Origin of the sequence: Shewanella colwelliana ATCC 39565, assembly GCF_000518705.1 — a bacterium.
Classification (GTDB): Bacteria; Pseudomonadota; Gammaproteobacteria; order Enterobacterales; family Shewanellaceae; genus Shewanella; species Shewanella colwelliana.
Window position 1 is genome coordinate 12,387 of record NZ_KI912482.1, and the last position, 14,196, is coordinate 26,582.

Annotated in this window: 9 protein-coding genes; 5 read left to right on the forward strand and 4 right to left on the reverse strand. The window is 44.7% G+C overall.

The genetic code is table 11. The features are described 5' to 3' along the window. The first annotated feature begins 64 nt into the window (after positions 1-64). Positions 65-2,416, forward strand: coding sequence for a carbohydrate binding family 9 domain-containing protein (locus L876_RS0119950; protein WP_028765415.1), 2,352 nt, complete (start codon positions 65-67; stop codon positions 2,414-2,416). 30 nt (positions 2,417-2,446) lie between these two features. Here the strand turns inward: L876_RS0119950 and L876_RS0119955 are convergent, their stop codons facing one another. Both L876_RS0119955 and L876_RS0119960 read right to left on the reverse strand, forming a co-directional pair. After that, the gene (locus L876_RS0119955) at positions 2,447-3,688 is read right to left on the reverse strand and encodes a response regulator (RefSeq protein WP_028765416.1); all 1,242 of its coding nucleotides are present in this window, start codon (positions 3,686-3,688) and stop codon (positions 2,447-2,449) included. A 91-nt stretch (positions 3,689-3,779) separates the two neighbouring features. Further along, positions 3,780-4,871, reverse strand: a complete 1,092-nt coding sequence (locus L876_RS0119960; protein ID WP_051413215.1) for an RDD family protein — start codon at positions 4,869-4,871, stop codon at positions 3,780-3,782. Positions 4,872-5,128: 257 nt separating this feature from the next. Here L876_RS0119960 and cysK point away from each other — a divergent pair, with 257 nt between their 5' ends. Further along, positions 5,129-6,097 carry a cysteine synthase A gene (gene cysK / locus L876_RS0119965; RefSeq protein ID WP_028765418.1) on the forward strand — a complete coding sequence of 323 codons (969 nt, stop codon included), beginning with the start codon at positions 5,129-5,131 and terminating at the stop codon, positions 6,095-6,097. 75 nt (positions 6,098-6,172) lie between these two features. Here cysK and L876_RS0119970 read toward each other — a convergent pair whose 3' ends face one another. Next, the gene (locus tag L876_RS0119970) at positions 6,173-6,820 is read right to left on the reverse strand and encodes a TetR/AcrR family transcriptional regulator (protein WP_028765419.1); all 648 of its coding nucleotides are present in this window, start codon (positions 6,818-6,820) and stop codon (positions 6,173-6,175) included. Between the two features lie 282 nt (positions 6,821-7,102). Between L876_RS0119970 and L876_RS0119975 the strand changes: the two genes are divergently transcribed. The 3 genes from L876_RS0119975 to L876_RS0119990 all read left to right on the forward strand — a co-directional run bounded on the left by L876_RS0119975 (position 7,103) and on the right by L876_RS0119990 (position 12,488). Next, complete coding sequence (locus L876_RS0119975; RefSeq protein ID WP_028765420.1) at positions 7,103-8,176, forward strand: methyltransferase; 1,074 nt, start codon at positions 7,103-7,105, stop codon at positions 8,174-8,176. Positions 8,177-8,272: 96 nt separating this feature from the next. Beyond that, positions 8,273-9,238 (forward strand): TDT family transporter, encoded by a 966-nt coding sequence (locus L876_RS0119980; RefSeq protein WP_051413212.1) that lies wholly within the window; start codon positions 8,273-8,275, stop codon positions 9,236-9,238. A 562-nt stretch (positions 9,239-9,800) separates the two neighbouring features. Then, on the forward strand, positions 9,801-12,488 hold the full coding sequence (locus L876_RS0119990; protein WP_028765422.1) for a TonB-dependent receptor: 2,688 nt from the start codon (positions 9,801-9,803) through the stop codon (positions 12,486-12,488). A gap of 98 nt (positions 12,489-12,586) precedes the next feature. On the opposite strand, the gene yfcC is transcribed toward L876_RS0119990, so the two are convergent. Further along, on the reverse strand, positions 12,587-14,065 hold the full coding sequence (yfcC, locus tag L876_RS0119995) for a putative basic amino acid antiporter YfcC (protein ID WP_028765423.1): 1,479 nt from the start codon (positions 14,063-14,065) through the stop codon (positions 12,587-12,589). Between the last annotated feature and the right edge of the window lie 131 nt (positions 14,066-14,196).

A 14,196-nucleotide genomic window follows, 5' to 3' on the forward strand; every position in this document is an offset into this window, starting at 1 on the left:
TGTTTTCTGTCACAATACCGCCACACAAACATAACAACCCGCACCCAGATAATTCTAATAACCTATGAAACGACAACTACTGCTGGCTTGGTTTGCACTATGCTGCCTAACGCTATCTACAGCTGCGCTATCGGGCAGTGCCGAACAATTCCAATTGGTTATTCCAACGCTGGATACACCCGCTATCATCGACGGAAACTTAGACGATGCGGTATGGCAACAAGCCGCAACAACTCAATTGACGTTTGAAACCAATCCGGGCGAAAACACCCCGGCCCCCGTCAAAACAGAAGCGAAAGTGTTTGCCACTAAAACCAGTCTTTTTGTGGCATTTTATGCGTTCGATCCAGACTCCAGCGAAACCAGTGACAAGGTGCGCGCCAACCTCGCCGATCGTGACGGTGTGTGGGGAGATGATCTCGTGGGCGTTAAACTGGATACCTTTAATGATGCTCGTTTAGCCTACCAGTTTTTCATTAACCCCTATGGCGTGCAGATGGATTCTATAGAGAATGAACTGACCGGACAGGAAAGTGATGCTTGGGATGGCATTTGGTATAGCGCAGGCAGGAAAACCGCTAAAGGTTATCAGGTTGAGATAGAGTTGCCCCTGCGAATGCTCAATTTTGACAGTCAACAAGATATACAGACGTGGGGTATTGAGCTAGTAAGGTTTTACCCAAGAAACCAGCAGCACCGGCTATCAACCCACAGCATTGACCGCAATAATAGTTGTCAGCTTTGCCAAATGGGCGTTGCCACAGGCCTCAACGAGGCGCAGTCGGGTAACGATTTACAATTGACTCCGGCGTTAGTATTAAACCGCTCTGGTAGCCGCGACATTAATCCCGTTGGCGATTGGAACAATGATAACAGTATTGAGCCAGGACTCGACATTCGATGGGGCATCACTCCGAGTACTTTACTTAATGCCACCATCAACCCCGACTTTTCCCAGGTGGAAGCCGACGCTGGTCAGTTGGACATCAATAGCACTTTTGCGTTGTTCTTTCCCGAAAAACGAGCCTTTTTTCTCGACAACAAAGACTACTTTGACTCGCAAATGTCACTGGTACATACCCGAAATATTGTCTCTCCCGACTATGGCCTAAAGCTCACCAGTAAAGTGGGCAACCACACCCTTGGTTTCATGGCAACCAATGACACTCACACCAACTTTTTGGTGCCGGGTAATTTGAGTTCAGACATTGCCACCCTCGACAGTACCAGCTATAACTTGGTGGGCCGCTATCGAGCCGATCTCAGCGATGCACTCTCTGTTGGCACTATTGTTACAGCCAAGACCAGTGATGATTACCATAACTACGTGGCCAGCAGCGATGTGAAGTATCAGCCTTCGGAACAAGATACACTGACAGCCCAGTATGCATATTCTGACACGCTATACCCTGACACACTCTACCGCTCATTTTGCAGTAGCGATGACTGTGAGCCACGCCTCAATTGCGACTTAGGCAACTGCGGTATTAATGAGCGAGTGTTACGCACCCAAATAGACGACAATATCAACGACAGCTACTACAAAATAAAATATGAGCATAAGCGCAGAAACTGGTATGCCTTTGGTCAGTATGAGTCTGTGGGCGATGATTTTCGGGCTGATCTCGGTTTCATCGATAAAGTCGACATGACAAAAACCGTCATTGGCGGCGGCTATAATTGGTACCCCAACTCAAATCTCCTCTCTTTTGTGTCGCTTCGTGGCGATTGGGACATTACCCATAATCAAGCCGGTGAACTGTTAGAGCGGGAAGCGGAAGCAAAAATAGAAATGGAAGGGGCAATGCAAAGTTACACCGCCTTTGGTTATGTACAGCGTGATAGAGTTGGCCGACGACACAATGGCGCTAGTCTCGCTATCGATGATAATACTCAGCTATTTAACGAAAAAATGGGCTGGTTTTATAGCAATATCACCCCTGTGAGCGCGTTAAAGCTGGAGTTAGATATCAATTATGGCGACGCCATCGATTTCGCCAATGACAGATTAGGCACAGAGCTGATGCTCAATCCTGGGTTGGTGTGGAAGATGACAGACTCAATGTCGTTAGACGTGTCACATATTTATCGCTCTTTAGATATTCAAGGCCGTGAACTGTTTAGCGCCAACTTGACCGACATTCGTCTAAATTGGTACATGACGATAAATCAATTTATCCGCGTATCGAGTATCTATACCGATATCCAACGCGATCCATCTATGTACCTTTACACTGATCCTCAAGCTGAGTATGCGCAGCTAGGTAATGAGGTACTCTATGGCTATAAGCTCAACCCGCAAAGTGTTTTTTATTTGGGCTACTCAGATGGCATGCGCCGTAATGACGAAATAGATTCGCTCACACGCGATGAGCAAACCTATTTTATGAAAGTCAGTTATGCTTGGTTGCTGTAACCGTTATACCAGTCAGTATAACGATGGGGGTTAACTATCAATACAGACCAGGTTGCGCCCAGATTCTTTGGCATCGTAAAGGGCTTTATCGGCCCTTTGAATTAAGTTGTCGAGGCTGTCATCGGTTAAGCTAGCCACTCCGATACTGGTCGTGATATTTAGCTCTCCATCGGAGGTTTTGATTGGGCTAGCAGCCAAATTGGCTCTAAATTTATCAAGTAAAGTAAAGGCTTTGCTGCCATTTAACCCTTTAAAAGCCACCACAAACTCCTCGCCACCAAATCGTGCTACCACAAAGTGCTGCCCAAAAAACTGCTTCAGGCGCTGAGCAAACTCAATCAGGACTTCATCACCGATATCATGTCCATAGGTATCGTTAACCTTCTTAAAAAAATCGATATCTAACAATCCCACAGAAAAAGCGGTCTGTTTTTGGTTTAGCGTACTCAACTGAGGCTCAAAGCGTGAGAAAAAGTAACGGCGATTATAGACTTCAGTAAGGTAATCAAGGTTCGCCTGCTCCCATAATCTTCTCACCATATCGAGAGAGTCTAACGTGTTTAATACGCGGCAATGAAACTCTTCATGCACAAAAGGTTTCTTTAAAAAGTCATTGGCACCATTTTTAATAAAGCGTGCCGAAAGGCTTTGGTCATCATCACTAGAAAGACCAATAATTGCCATCTCTTCACGGGTAAAACGCTCTCTGACTTTTAAAATCAATCCAAAGCCATCTAATCCCGGCATGTTGTAATCGGTGATCAGTAATTGAATATCCTCTTGAGTATTGAGAACGTCTAAAGCTGATAAGCCATCATCGGCCTCAATCACCTGATATAAATGTTGCTCCAATAAGCTGCGAACAAACTTACGACTCACAACAGAGTCATCGGCCACCAGCACTTTGACATGTTTATTGCGTTGTAGGCGTTTAACTAGCCGCACCGCATATTCATAACTAAAACGGTTCTCCTTGATGATGTAGTCAACAATCCCCAACTGCAGCAATCGTTGGCGCTGCTTGCTATCTAGACTGCCCGTTAGCACGATACAGGGGATCTGTTGCGCTAAAACTTGTTTAACAATCTCCCCTTCTTGCGCATCTGGTAGATTCAAATCTGTGATGGCTACGAAATAATCGTGCGAGGCAAGCAGTTTCTTGGCACTGGTAAAATCCTCAGCAAAGTCAACTTCACAGCCTAACTCCTGAGCAATTAAGTGCTGCAATATACGAGAAACAACTTTGCTGTCCTCTACCACTAATATCCGCACTCGGCTCTCCTTAATGTCTCAACTTTTAGCACTATTATTATTGATAAGCGTACAGGCAAAGATCACATGTGCCCTAACCCTTTTTTGTTTTTTAACTCTCACCTACTTGGACATTGGTGGAAATATCGTCAGGAGACTGCTTTGGCTTTGACAGATCAATCACAACCGTTGCCGATATTTTATCCTGTATCGCTTGTCGATTGGCGTCCCAATAGATCTGAATAAAACCCAATAATCCCGTAGCAAATCCTGCACCGTACCCCCCGTACCGCCCAAATGCATCCCACAAGGAGATTGTTGAGGCGTCTAACTGGATGACCCGAATATTCAGCAATTTTTTACCTAAGGTTTGACCATCGAACCACGCGGTAAACACAGTAAAATAGAATGCAGCCCAACCAAAACCTAACCCCAAATCGTTGAGGATCCCTTTAGCCCACTCCAGCAAACTGTATTTAGGTGCGCTATTATCAACGCTCTCCTCATCTGCAATCATCTTTTCATCTATATCGCTCTCAGTTGACTGCGCCGCTGCAGAAGTTAGCTTATCAGCAGTATCAACCATTGCGCTGCCATCGTTAATGTCTTGAGTTACGTCAACGGATGGCTGATCGACGGGCATCCCGGCAACGGGCCCAAATGTCTCATCAATAATCGCCATCAAACGCAGGCGCTCATCCGCGCTGAGGCTCAGATCTGTCACAACACCAGTGAGTATCTCGCGCTTCTCAGCCATGCTGATTGAAGCAAGATTAAGCTTATCAACTAACACCATTAGCTTCTGCTCTTTACAGCTAAACTCCTCACAAAAACTTATTGCCAATATACTTGGCAACATCGCCAGTACTTCCGAGGTGTCTTCCCCTTTTATTACTGATGATGAGGTTTCATTATCCAGTGATGCACTCCGATTATAGTCAATGATGTTGTCGCTCGTGACATAGATAGTCATGATAAGCATAGAAAAATAGAGGAACCATTTTAACACTCGGCCAATTTGGTGACTTTTACGCTCAATGAGCAAGGTGAGCCCCACAAGCAGAATAAACAATCCCCCCGCCTGTTCGGCCAATACTGCAATTAATAGTGCATCAACCAACATAGCTAACCCCCTTTTTGTGGGTGATGCTAGCGGCGTATAGAGGACACTGGGCGCAATACTAAATGCAAAAGGCGTGACCATGGTTTTGGGATCTTTGACTTGGTTCACACATCGACTCCATGATGAAGAGAGTAAAATGACCGCGAACTCACGGTAAATTCATTTTAAAACACTAATCTATCAAGCAGATCCGCTTTAGACTAGGCTTTATAGCGATACAATGATGATAGAAAGTCATCCTTTAATAACTAAATGGAATAACGAAGATGAAACTATCATTTCTAAAGCAGCGAAACCGCACTATGATTTAGCAGTATAAATAAAGGAGCACGCTATCCATGAGTAAAATTTTCGAAGACAATTCACATACAATTGGCAATACCCCTTTGGTTCGTTTAAACCGTGTTAGTCATGGCAAAGTACTAGCAAAAGTTGAAGCGCGTAACCCAAGTTTCAGCGTAAAGTGTCGTATTGGTGCCAATATGATATGGGATGCCGAAAAGAAAGGTTTACTCACTCAAGATATAGAGCTTATTGAACCAACTTCAGGTAACACTGGTATTGCACTAGCCTACGTTGCCGCGGCACGTGGTTACAAGCTCACCCTAACTATGCCTAATACTATGAGCCTAGAACGCCGTAAGCTGCTTAAAGCTTTGGGCGCAAACTTAGTGCTGACAGAAGGCGCAAAAGGGATGAAAGGGGCTATTGATAAGGCTGAAGAACTACGCCAGTCAGCACCTGAAAAGTACCTAATTTTAGGCCAGTTCGATAACCCAGCAAACCCTGAGATCCATGAAAAAACCACAGGTCCAGAAATTTGGAATGATACTGACGGTGAAGTCGATGTGGTCGTGGCTGGCGTGGGAACTGGTGGTACCATTACAGGTATCAGCCGTTACATTAAAAATGTACAAGGCAAAGCGATTACTTCTGTCGCTGTAGAACCTGTAGATTCACCAGTGATTGCACAAACTCTTGCAGGGCAAGCTGTTCAGCCTGGTCCGCATAAAATTCAAGGTATTGGTGCTGGTTTCATTCCAGGTAACCTTGACTTAGAAGTCATTGACCGTGTTGAAGCCGTGACTAACGAAGATGCTATCGAGATGGCGCAGCGTCTAATGAAAGAAGAAGGTATCCTAGTCGGTATCTCATCTGGTGCAGCGGTTGTTGCAGCTAATCGCATCGCAGCATTGCCAGAATTTGCCGATAAGAATATCGTTGTCATTCTGCCTTCCGCTGCCGAACGTTACCTATCGTCTGTATTGTTCCAAGGTCAATTTGGCGACGCGGAAAACGTACAATAACGTACTGAAAACATAAATGCTTCATAAAAAAAAGCCCTGATAATCAGGGCTTTTTTATGTTTAAACTAAATCGCTTCATTTCAAAATATTCTGTATCGTCGCACCGATGATCCCGTCAACCTTTGCTCGGTTAAACTCACCTTTCACTACACTTTGATATTCAACCCAGCGAATCACCGCTAACAACTGATGGGCGTCTGACATAGCAGAATCTCGCCCTAGCTGAATAAAGAAATTCTCAATCGTTGCGATAAAGCCATCATCTAATGCGCGGATAGCTTTGGCTAATTCAGGATTACGTAGCGCCTCTTCATGAAATGCGAACTCAAGCACCCTATCATCTCGATGACTCACTTGCTCTTCAACGTGATCACACAAAAACTGCGCTAAGTTAGCGGCAAACGCTTGTGATCCAATCGGTTGTTCACTATCAGCTAAGGCTTGCAGAAGCTGAAAACTCTTCTCCTCTAACGCATTGTTCATCCACAAAGTTTTCTCGGCAAAATAGGTCAATGCATCGTTAATCAGATCTTTAATATCTTTAAAATAATAGGTGGTTGAAGCAAGTGGTACATCGGCTTCACTGGCTACAGCGCGATGACGAACGCCTCTAATCCCCTCTTTAACGATCAGTCTAAGCGTTGCTTCTAAGATAGCAATTCGCCTCGCCTCACCATCGACTCGATGTGTTGTACGGCCAACATAACTTAAAGGAAGAAGCATAATGTGTCCTTTGCGATCAGAGGTATAAAAACGTTTCAAACCCGCACTTTAGTTGGATATTAACACTTAAGGATGATATCGACTAGTGAGCACCATGACCGACGCCCCATCGGCCACACCAGTATCGCCACGCAACACCTCAAGCCGTTGACAAGACTGTTTGATGCATCACAAAAGCAGTGTTCAATAGGAGAGCTAGTTCTCTTAATGACCAATATTCTGATGTATCTTAGCGACGATAGCGCTACAGTGCCCCTTATTTATAATCAAAGAGTTGTACCGATGCCTTTTTATCAATCGCCAAAGAAAATTGGCGCTTTTGATGCCAAATTTGAAGCTCAAAAAATTGCCTTTGCACCAATAACCTTTCAAGTTGCCCGCTGCTTACTTAAGTTTAATCTTCTCGCGATAATCGACAGCCATGGCAAAACGGGCTGCACCTTACAGCAGATCACCGCCCAAAGTGAGCTGACCGAATACGCTATCGGAGTGCTGGTTGACATGGGTCTAAGCATGGGACTACTTTGGCATAAGGGTGAGCATTACCATGTTGATAAAATTGGCCACTTCTTACTCCATGATAAAATGGCTCAGATCAATCTAAATTTTGTCCAAGATATCTGCTACCAAGGCCTCTATGATTTAGATGAGTCATTAAAATTAGGCAAGCCTAACGGCCTAAAAGTATTTGGGGATTGGCAAACTATCTATCCCACCTTAAGTGAGCTACCCGAAAATGCTAAAAAAAGCTGGTTTGAATTCGATCACTATTATTCAGATCATGCCTTTCCGGTGTTACTACCACTCATTTTTAAACACCGGCCAGCGATGATCGTCGACATTGGTGGCAATACCGGTAAATGGGCATTTGCCTGCACGGCATTTGATACACAAGTAAAGGTCACCATCATGGACCTCCCTGGCCAGTTAAATGTCGCTATGGCTAATGCTGTAACTCATGGTGTCAATGATAGAGTCACGGGGTTTGAGTGCGACCTACTCGATGACAGCACCCCTTTTTATGGCGGAGGCGATCTCTACTGGATGAGTCAGTTCTTAGATTGCTTCTCTCATGAGCAGATCCTTACTATTTTACAGCGCACCGCTGCCAATATGAGTAAAGACAGTGAATTATGTATATTAGAAACTTATTGGGACAGACAGCCATTTGAAGCCGGCGCCTACTGCGTTAACGCAACGTCTCTTTATTTTACCGCCATGGCAAATGGCAACAGCCGCATGTACCACTCAAAAGAGATGCTTAAACTAATCTCTCAAGCGGGCTTATATGTCGATGAAGATATCGACAACATTGGCTTGGGGCACACGTTATTGCGATGCAAACTCAAACCATAAGCAATTCTTAATCGACAAGTAAATAGAATCAAATTTTATTATCATTAAGTAGACCCTATTATGAGCAGCAAAGAATGAATCAGCAATGGGGTTACCATGATAAATAGTATCAAAGCACTTCACCACAGTACGTCACGCTTACCAAGCCCCATGGGCGGTCTCGCATTGGCCATAGCCAGCCTCGGCTGGGCTTGGGACAGTTTACTTCCACAATATAACGGCCTAGGACAGACAACAGGGGCAATAATTGCCAGTGCACTTCTATCAGCACTGCTATGCAAATTTCTGTTACACCCTAAAGTATTAAAAGAGGAGCTCACCCACCCCGTTGTTGGCAGCGTTATTCCAACGTTTGCCATGGCATTAATGGTGGTCTCCAACACACTTTGGCACCAAAATCCCTTAGCAGGTCAATACCTATGGCTGATTGCCATTTGCATTCATTTAGTGTTTTTAAGTATGTTTGTCTATTACCGAGCATTTGACTTTAAGCTTGAACACATGGTGCCTAGCTGGTTTGTTCCACCCATTGGCATTATTGTCGCGGCAGTGAGTTTTCCTAACGATGGTTACCACTGGGTCGCAACAGCCACACTGATGTTCGGGATGGGGTGCTATTTAATTATGCTGCCGCTGATGCTCTATCGACTTATATTTTGCCCACAAATACCTGATGCAGCAAAACCAACAATCGCCATCTTGGCGGCACCCGCCAGCTTAAGTTTGGCAGGTTACCTAACTATTGTTGAGCATCCATCTGTCACGATTATTGCACTGCTACTGAGTGTCGCGCTACTGATGACAAGTGTTGTCTATTTAGCTTTTTTCCATCTCTTTAAATTACCCTTCTCGCCAGGGTACGCCGCATTTACATTCCCTATGGTAATCGGCGCAACCGCTCTATTCAAAGTCTATCACTGGTTAGTTGCTAAGTATGGTGTGACACAGTTGGCAATAAGTGTTGAAACAACCGCTATAATTGAGCTGTTAATTGCTAGTTTCGTGGTTATCTATGTCGCTTATCGTTACATCAATCACTATGCCACCGAAAGTTATAAATAAACCTAAAAATAAAAAAACGAATCCGATTGCTCATTAAATGTGAAGGTAAATACGATTAACTGCACACTTAAAATTGCCAAAATTTAAAATATATTTAACATTTAACGGGGTTTTAAAATTCATTTAGGTAGTGATATCGCTCACATAAAAGTCATTTCCTAAATATTTTTCAAATTTTACAAAAAATATTTAAATAACATTTGATATATATTTAGAACATAAAAGCCCCACCAAAAACACAAAACCACAACCCAATCAACCGCCAAAATAAACAGCAAAGCAACAATTAACCACCTTACGCAACATGCCGCCACAAAATAAAACAAAGTGGCGTAAGGCGAAGCTAATGCGACACATCTTTGTTTTGCTTTTGTTACCAAAAAGATAATAAGCAAAACCCTTTAGCCACAGATTCACCTGTAACCCCTATGTTGCAGTTGTTGCCTCTCTATGATTATATCGATGGCGACGTAAAGACTTTTAAATATAAGTAAATATTTTAAAAGTTTTTACTGATTCAAAAGTCACATCAATAAAATAATAAGTCTCAGGGAGAAACAAAATGCAGCCTAATTCTATATTGGCTAAAGCTGTGCGTTTTGCATTAATTGGCGGAGCGGCGACTGCAGCACTAAGTGCACCAGCGGTCTATGCAGCGGATGAAGACAAAGTTGAACGCATTGAAGTAACGGGTTCACGTATTAAACGTACCGATATGGAAACGGCGACACCGGTCACTGTGATGAGCGCAGATGACATGGCAAAGCAAGGTTTCACTAACATTCAAGATGCGTTAGAAAGCCTTACCTCAACCACTGGTGCAATGACTACTCAGTCAGTGCACGGTTTTACACCAGCAGCATCATCAATCAGTCTTCGTGGTGCGGGTGCAAACCGTACATTAACACTGATTAACGGCAAGCGTCTAAACCAGTATCCTAAGCCTGCTGGCGGTACCGATAACTTTGTTGATACAGCAAACCTACCTATGGAAGCGGTTCAACGTATCGAAATCCTTCAATCAGGTGGTTCTGCCATCTATGGCGCTGATGCTGTTGGTGGTGTAATTAACATTATCCTGAAAAAAGATTTCGAAGGTGTTGCACTTAAATATCGTCATGGCGACACTACCAATGGCGGCGGCGCAAGTGACCGAATTTCACTATCACTAGGTGCGTCATCTGATCGTGGTAACGTATCAACCTTTATCGAGTTTACCGATAACGAACAACTTAAAGCCACTGACCGTGAAAACTTTGGCCTGCACACAGATAAAGTACCTCACAGTGACTTTTCATCATACAGCTCATACGGTGCCCGCATTGTCGGTACCGGTACTGGTGCTCGTCAACTGACAGCTGAAGAATGTGCTGCTGGCGGATACTTGTGGACTGGCTCACTTTGTGGATTCGACCGTTCAGAATGGCGTGATCTGCAACCAGAGAGCACTCGTTTCATCAGCTCTACTAACTTTAACTACGAGTTGTCAGATGACATTAGCTTTGTGGGTCGTTTAGATTTCGCTGAAGCTAAGTCAACCACTAACATTGAGCCTATGGCAATCAATGATTACGACATCAAAGTAGACGGTAATAGCTTAACAGTCAGCAATGGCGACCTAAGCAAAACGTTTAATGACAAAACGACTGCACTAGGCGGTGACTTTGCTAACGCAACTGACGGTGACTACAACTACCTGCGTCGTTTACACGAGTTCAGCAACCGCGCTGGCGAAACAAAAACACGTAACTACTTCTTCACTGCAGGTCTAGAAGGCACTTTAGCCGACGAATATAACTGGGATGCCTCAGTTAACTACGGTCGTACTAATGTTGATGTATTCCGCAGCGGTTACGCGACAGTTGGCGGCATGTTTGACTATATCACAGCGGGTGAGAACGGAAACTCACTGCTTGAAAACATGACAGCCGATGACGTTGAGCAAGCTTCTTACTCACCATTTGAGCAAGCGCAATCAACTCAAAAGAACGTACAAGCGAATATCTCTGGTACTGCATTTGAAATGTCTGCTGGCGATGCCATGTTTGCATTTGGTGCTGAATACACTGAGCAAGATTACCAAACAGATACTGATTCAGAATCTAAAAAAGGTAACATCCTCACCACTGGTGGTTCTTCAGGTGCAGGCGATCGTTCATACTGGGCAACCTATGCAGAGTTAAGTTTACCTGTGTTAGACGTACTAACCGTTAATGCAGCGGTTCGTTACGATGACTATAGCGATTTTGGTGGTAACGTATCACCACAAATCTCTGTTGAATACCGTCCACTGAATGAACTACTAGTTCGAGGCTCTGTGTCTAGCGTATTCCGTGCTCCAGACATGCACCGTGTATACGGTGATGCTACAAAAGGTTTCTCAACTGTAATTGACTTTAAGCAGTGTCAAGCACTTGGTGGTACACCAGGTCAAGCATATCCTGGCAATGAAGCTCTCAATGCTGTTTGTAAAGAGCTACATATCGATTCTACAACTGGTTCGAACAAAGATCTGGAAGCTGAAACAGGCTATACCGCTAACATCGGTGCAGTTTGGGGCGGTGACTCTCTCAATGCGTCTTTCGACCTTTGGGAGTGGAAGCTAGACGACATGGTAAGCGATATCAGTGCAAGTAAAGCGGCACGTGAGTATGAACAGTATGAAAATATGATCACTCGTGATGCGAGCGGTACTATTACTCATATTGATGCTGTGGCGCAAAACTTGGCGTTCCAAAAAGTTCGTGGTATCGACCTGTCTGCTGGTTACAACTGGGATCTTAACAACCTAGGTGAACTAAAGCTTAACTTTAACGGTACTTATATCCTGTTATCTGAAGGCCAAATCTCACCAACAGATCCTGTTGAAGATGATATCGACAACGGTGATCTACCTCAGTACCGTGCTAACTTGGTACTAGGTTGGTTTATTGAAGATTTCGAAGCTACTCTAGGTGCTTACCATACTGCGCGTATGCATGGTATGCAGTATAAGACATTCAAGCAATCAGCTATCGATAAGGGTGAAGCATTTGATGAAAGCGCACATGAAGTGGCTTCTCAAACTAAGTGGAACCTAACTGCTGGCTACAACATCACTGATGCTATCAAAGTAAAAGCGGGTGTTGTGAACCTATTCGATGCGGGTCCAAACTTCGATCCTACAGCGACATCTTGGCCACACTATAACCGTTCTGTATATAACGCAAACGGTCGTGAATGGTTCCTAGAAGGTGAAGTGAAGTTCTAAACTAGCACTCAATAGCACCAAATAAAAACGGCATCTTAGGATGCCGTTTTTTTATTGCGCTATTTCTTCAAATTCTCTAAAGCCATAGCAAACAGGGATTAGTTAAAACCCAGGTAGTGCGCGGTGACCACGACTACACTCGAGACAATAAATAGCGCCAACATAAAGCGCCATATGAACTTGAGCCAAGCCCCCCAATCGACGCGGCATACACCTAAGGTCGCCATCAATGATGCCGATGTTGGCACCAACACATTCGTAAAACCGTCACCAAGTTGAAACGCTAACACTGCAACTTGACGGCTCACACCAACAATATCGGCCAACGGTGCCATCAGTGGCATGGTTAGCGCGGCCTGCCCAGAGCCTGATGTCACAAAGAAATTAAACACTGATTGAAACAGCAACATGAACCACGCAGAAAACACAGCAGGAAGTTGACCTATCACACTGCCTGCGCCACTGAGTAAGGTATTGAGCACGCTGGGCTCTGTAGGCTTGCCACCGCCTAATAGAATTAAAATACCTGAGGCACAGCCAACCAAGATGGCGGGTTCCAGCATAGTGGTAGCGCCTTGTTTAAAGCTAGTGGCAATACGATTAACTGTCATGCCGTTTAAACGAAATATCACCGCAATCACACCAACGATAATCCCCATGGTAAAAAACTGGCTGGCGATTTCAGGGATAAACCAAGCTTGAGTAACGACGCCCCAGATGACCCACACAACAGTACTTAAAATGGTCAATAGCACTAAGATATCACCGAGGTTAAAGCGGCTTTCCAAACTCGCGCTAGACTGGTGGTCGCGGAAGTATTGATCACTTTGATAACAGTAAGATAGCTGGGGCTGCTTACGAATTTTTGCCCCATACCGCATGGTGAAAATAATCCCCATCAGGGTAAACCCGGCCCATAGCAGGCCACGCACTCCCGCGCCCGATAACACAGGGATCCCAGCAATGCCTTGTGCAATAGCAACGCTAAATGGGTTCATCCAAGAGCTGGCAAAGCCTATTTGGGTGGCGACATAAGTCACCATCACCGTCGTGATACCATCAAAGCCCAAACGTATCATCAAAGGACAGATGATAATGGCGAAGGCTATCGCCTCCTCACCCATGCCAAATACCGCACCCCCTAATGAGAACAAGGTGAAAATGACCGGAATGAACAAGCCTTCGTTACCGCGGGTTTTGTCGATAAGGCGCAAAATACCGTTGTCGATAGTGCCAGTTTCCATCACCACACCAAACGCACCGCCTATGACTAACATAAACATGATCACACCAATGGCGGTGCCCCATTTGGAGCCGGAGGTCATCCCCTCGAAGGCAAAGTTGAAAAAGCCGACCCCGCCACCGCCCTCAAACAACCCCACAGGTTGCTTGACCGAATTACCCTGTTCATCGATTTGGTAACGAAAGGATTCTGGGTCGACGACACTACGCGTCTTCTCTACGCCATCACTGACATAGGCTATCTCTTGCGTATCGAAAGCACCTACCGGCACAATATAGGTCAATAACATTGCCGCTAAGGCGACAAAGAAGATGATGACTAAGGTATCTGGCATCTGCCATGTTTTGTTTAAATCGGGAGAAGCTACGGGGCTTGATTGCGAAGGAGGGAGTGTTACTTTGTCCATTTTTAGCCATGGTTATTGTTTTATGACGCTAAATATAAACTAAAAGTGCGACAGTTCAC

Excerpts from the sequence above, each read along its gene's own strand:
- L876_RS0119980 (WP_051413212.1), top strand. The coding sequence starts at position 8,273 with ATGATAAATAGTATCAAAGCACTTCACCACAGTACGTCACGCTTACCA.
- yfcC (WP_028765423.1), bottom strand. The coding sequence starts at position 14,065 with ATGCCAGATACCTTAGTCATCATCTTCTTTGTCGCCTTAGCGGCAATG.
- L876_RS0119960 (WP_051413215.1), bottom strand. The coding sequence starts at position 4,871 with ATGGTCACGCCTTTTGCATTTAGTATTGCGCCCAGTGTCCTCTATACG.
- L876_RS0119990 (WP_028765422.1), top strand. The coding sequence starts at position 9,801 with ATGCAGCCTAATTCTATATTGGCTAAAGCTGTGCGTTTTGCATTAATT.
- L876_RS0119975 (WP_028765420.1), top strand. The coding sequence starts at position 7,103 with ATGCCTTTTTATCAATCGCCAAAGAAAATTGGCGCTTTTGATGCCAAA.
- L876_RS0119950 (WP_028765415.1), top strand. The coding sequence starts at position 65 with ATGAAACGACAACTACTGCTGGCTTGGTTTGCACTATGCTGCCTAACG.
- cysK (WP_028765418.1), top strand. The coding sequence starts at position 5,129 with ATGAGTAAAATTTTCGAAGACAATTCACATACAATTGGCAATACCCCT.
- L876_RS0119970 (WP_028765419.1), bottom strand. The coding sequence starts at position 6,820 with ATGCTTCTTCCTTTAAGTTATGTTGGCCGTACAACACATCGAGTCGAT.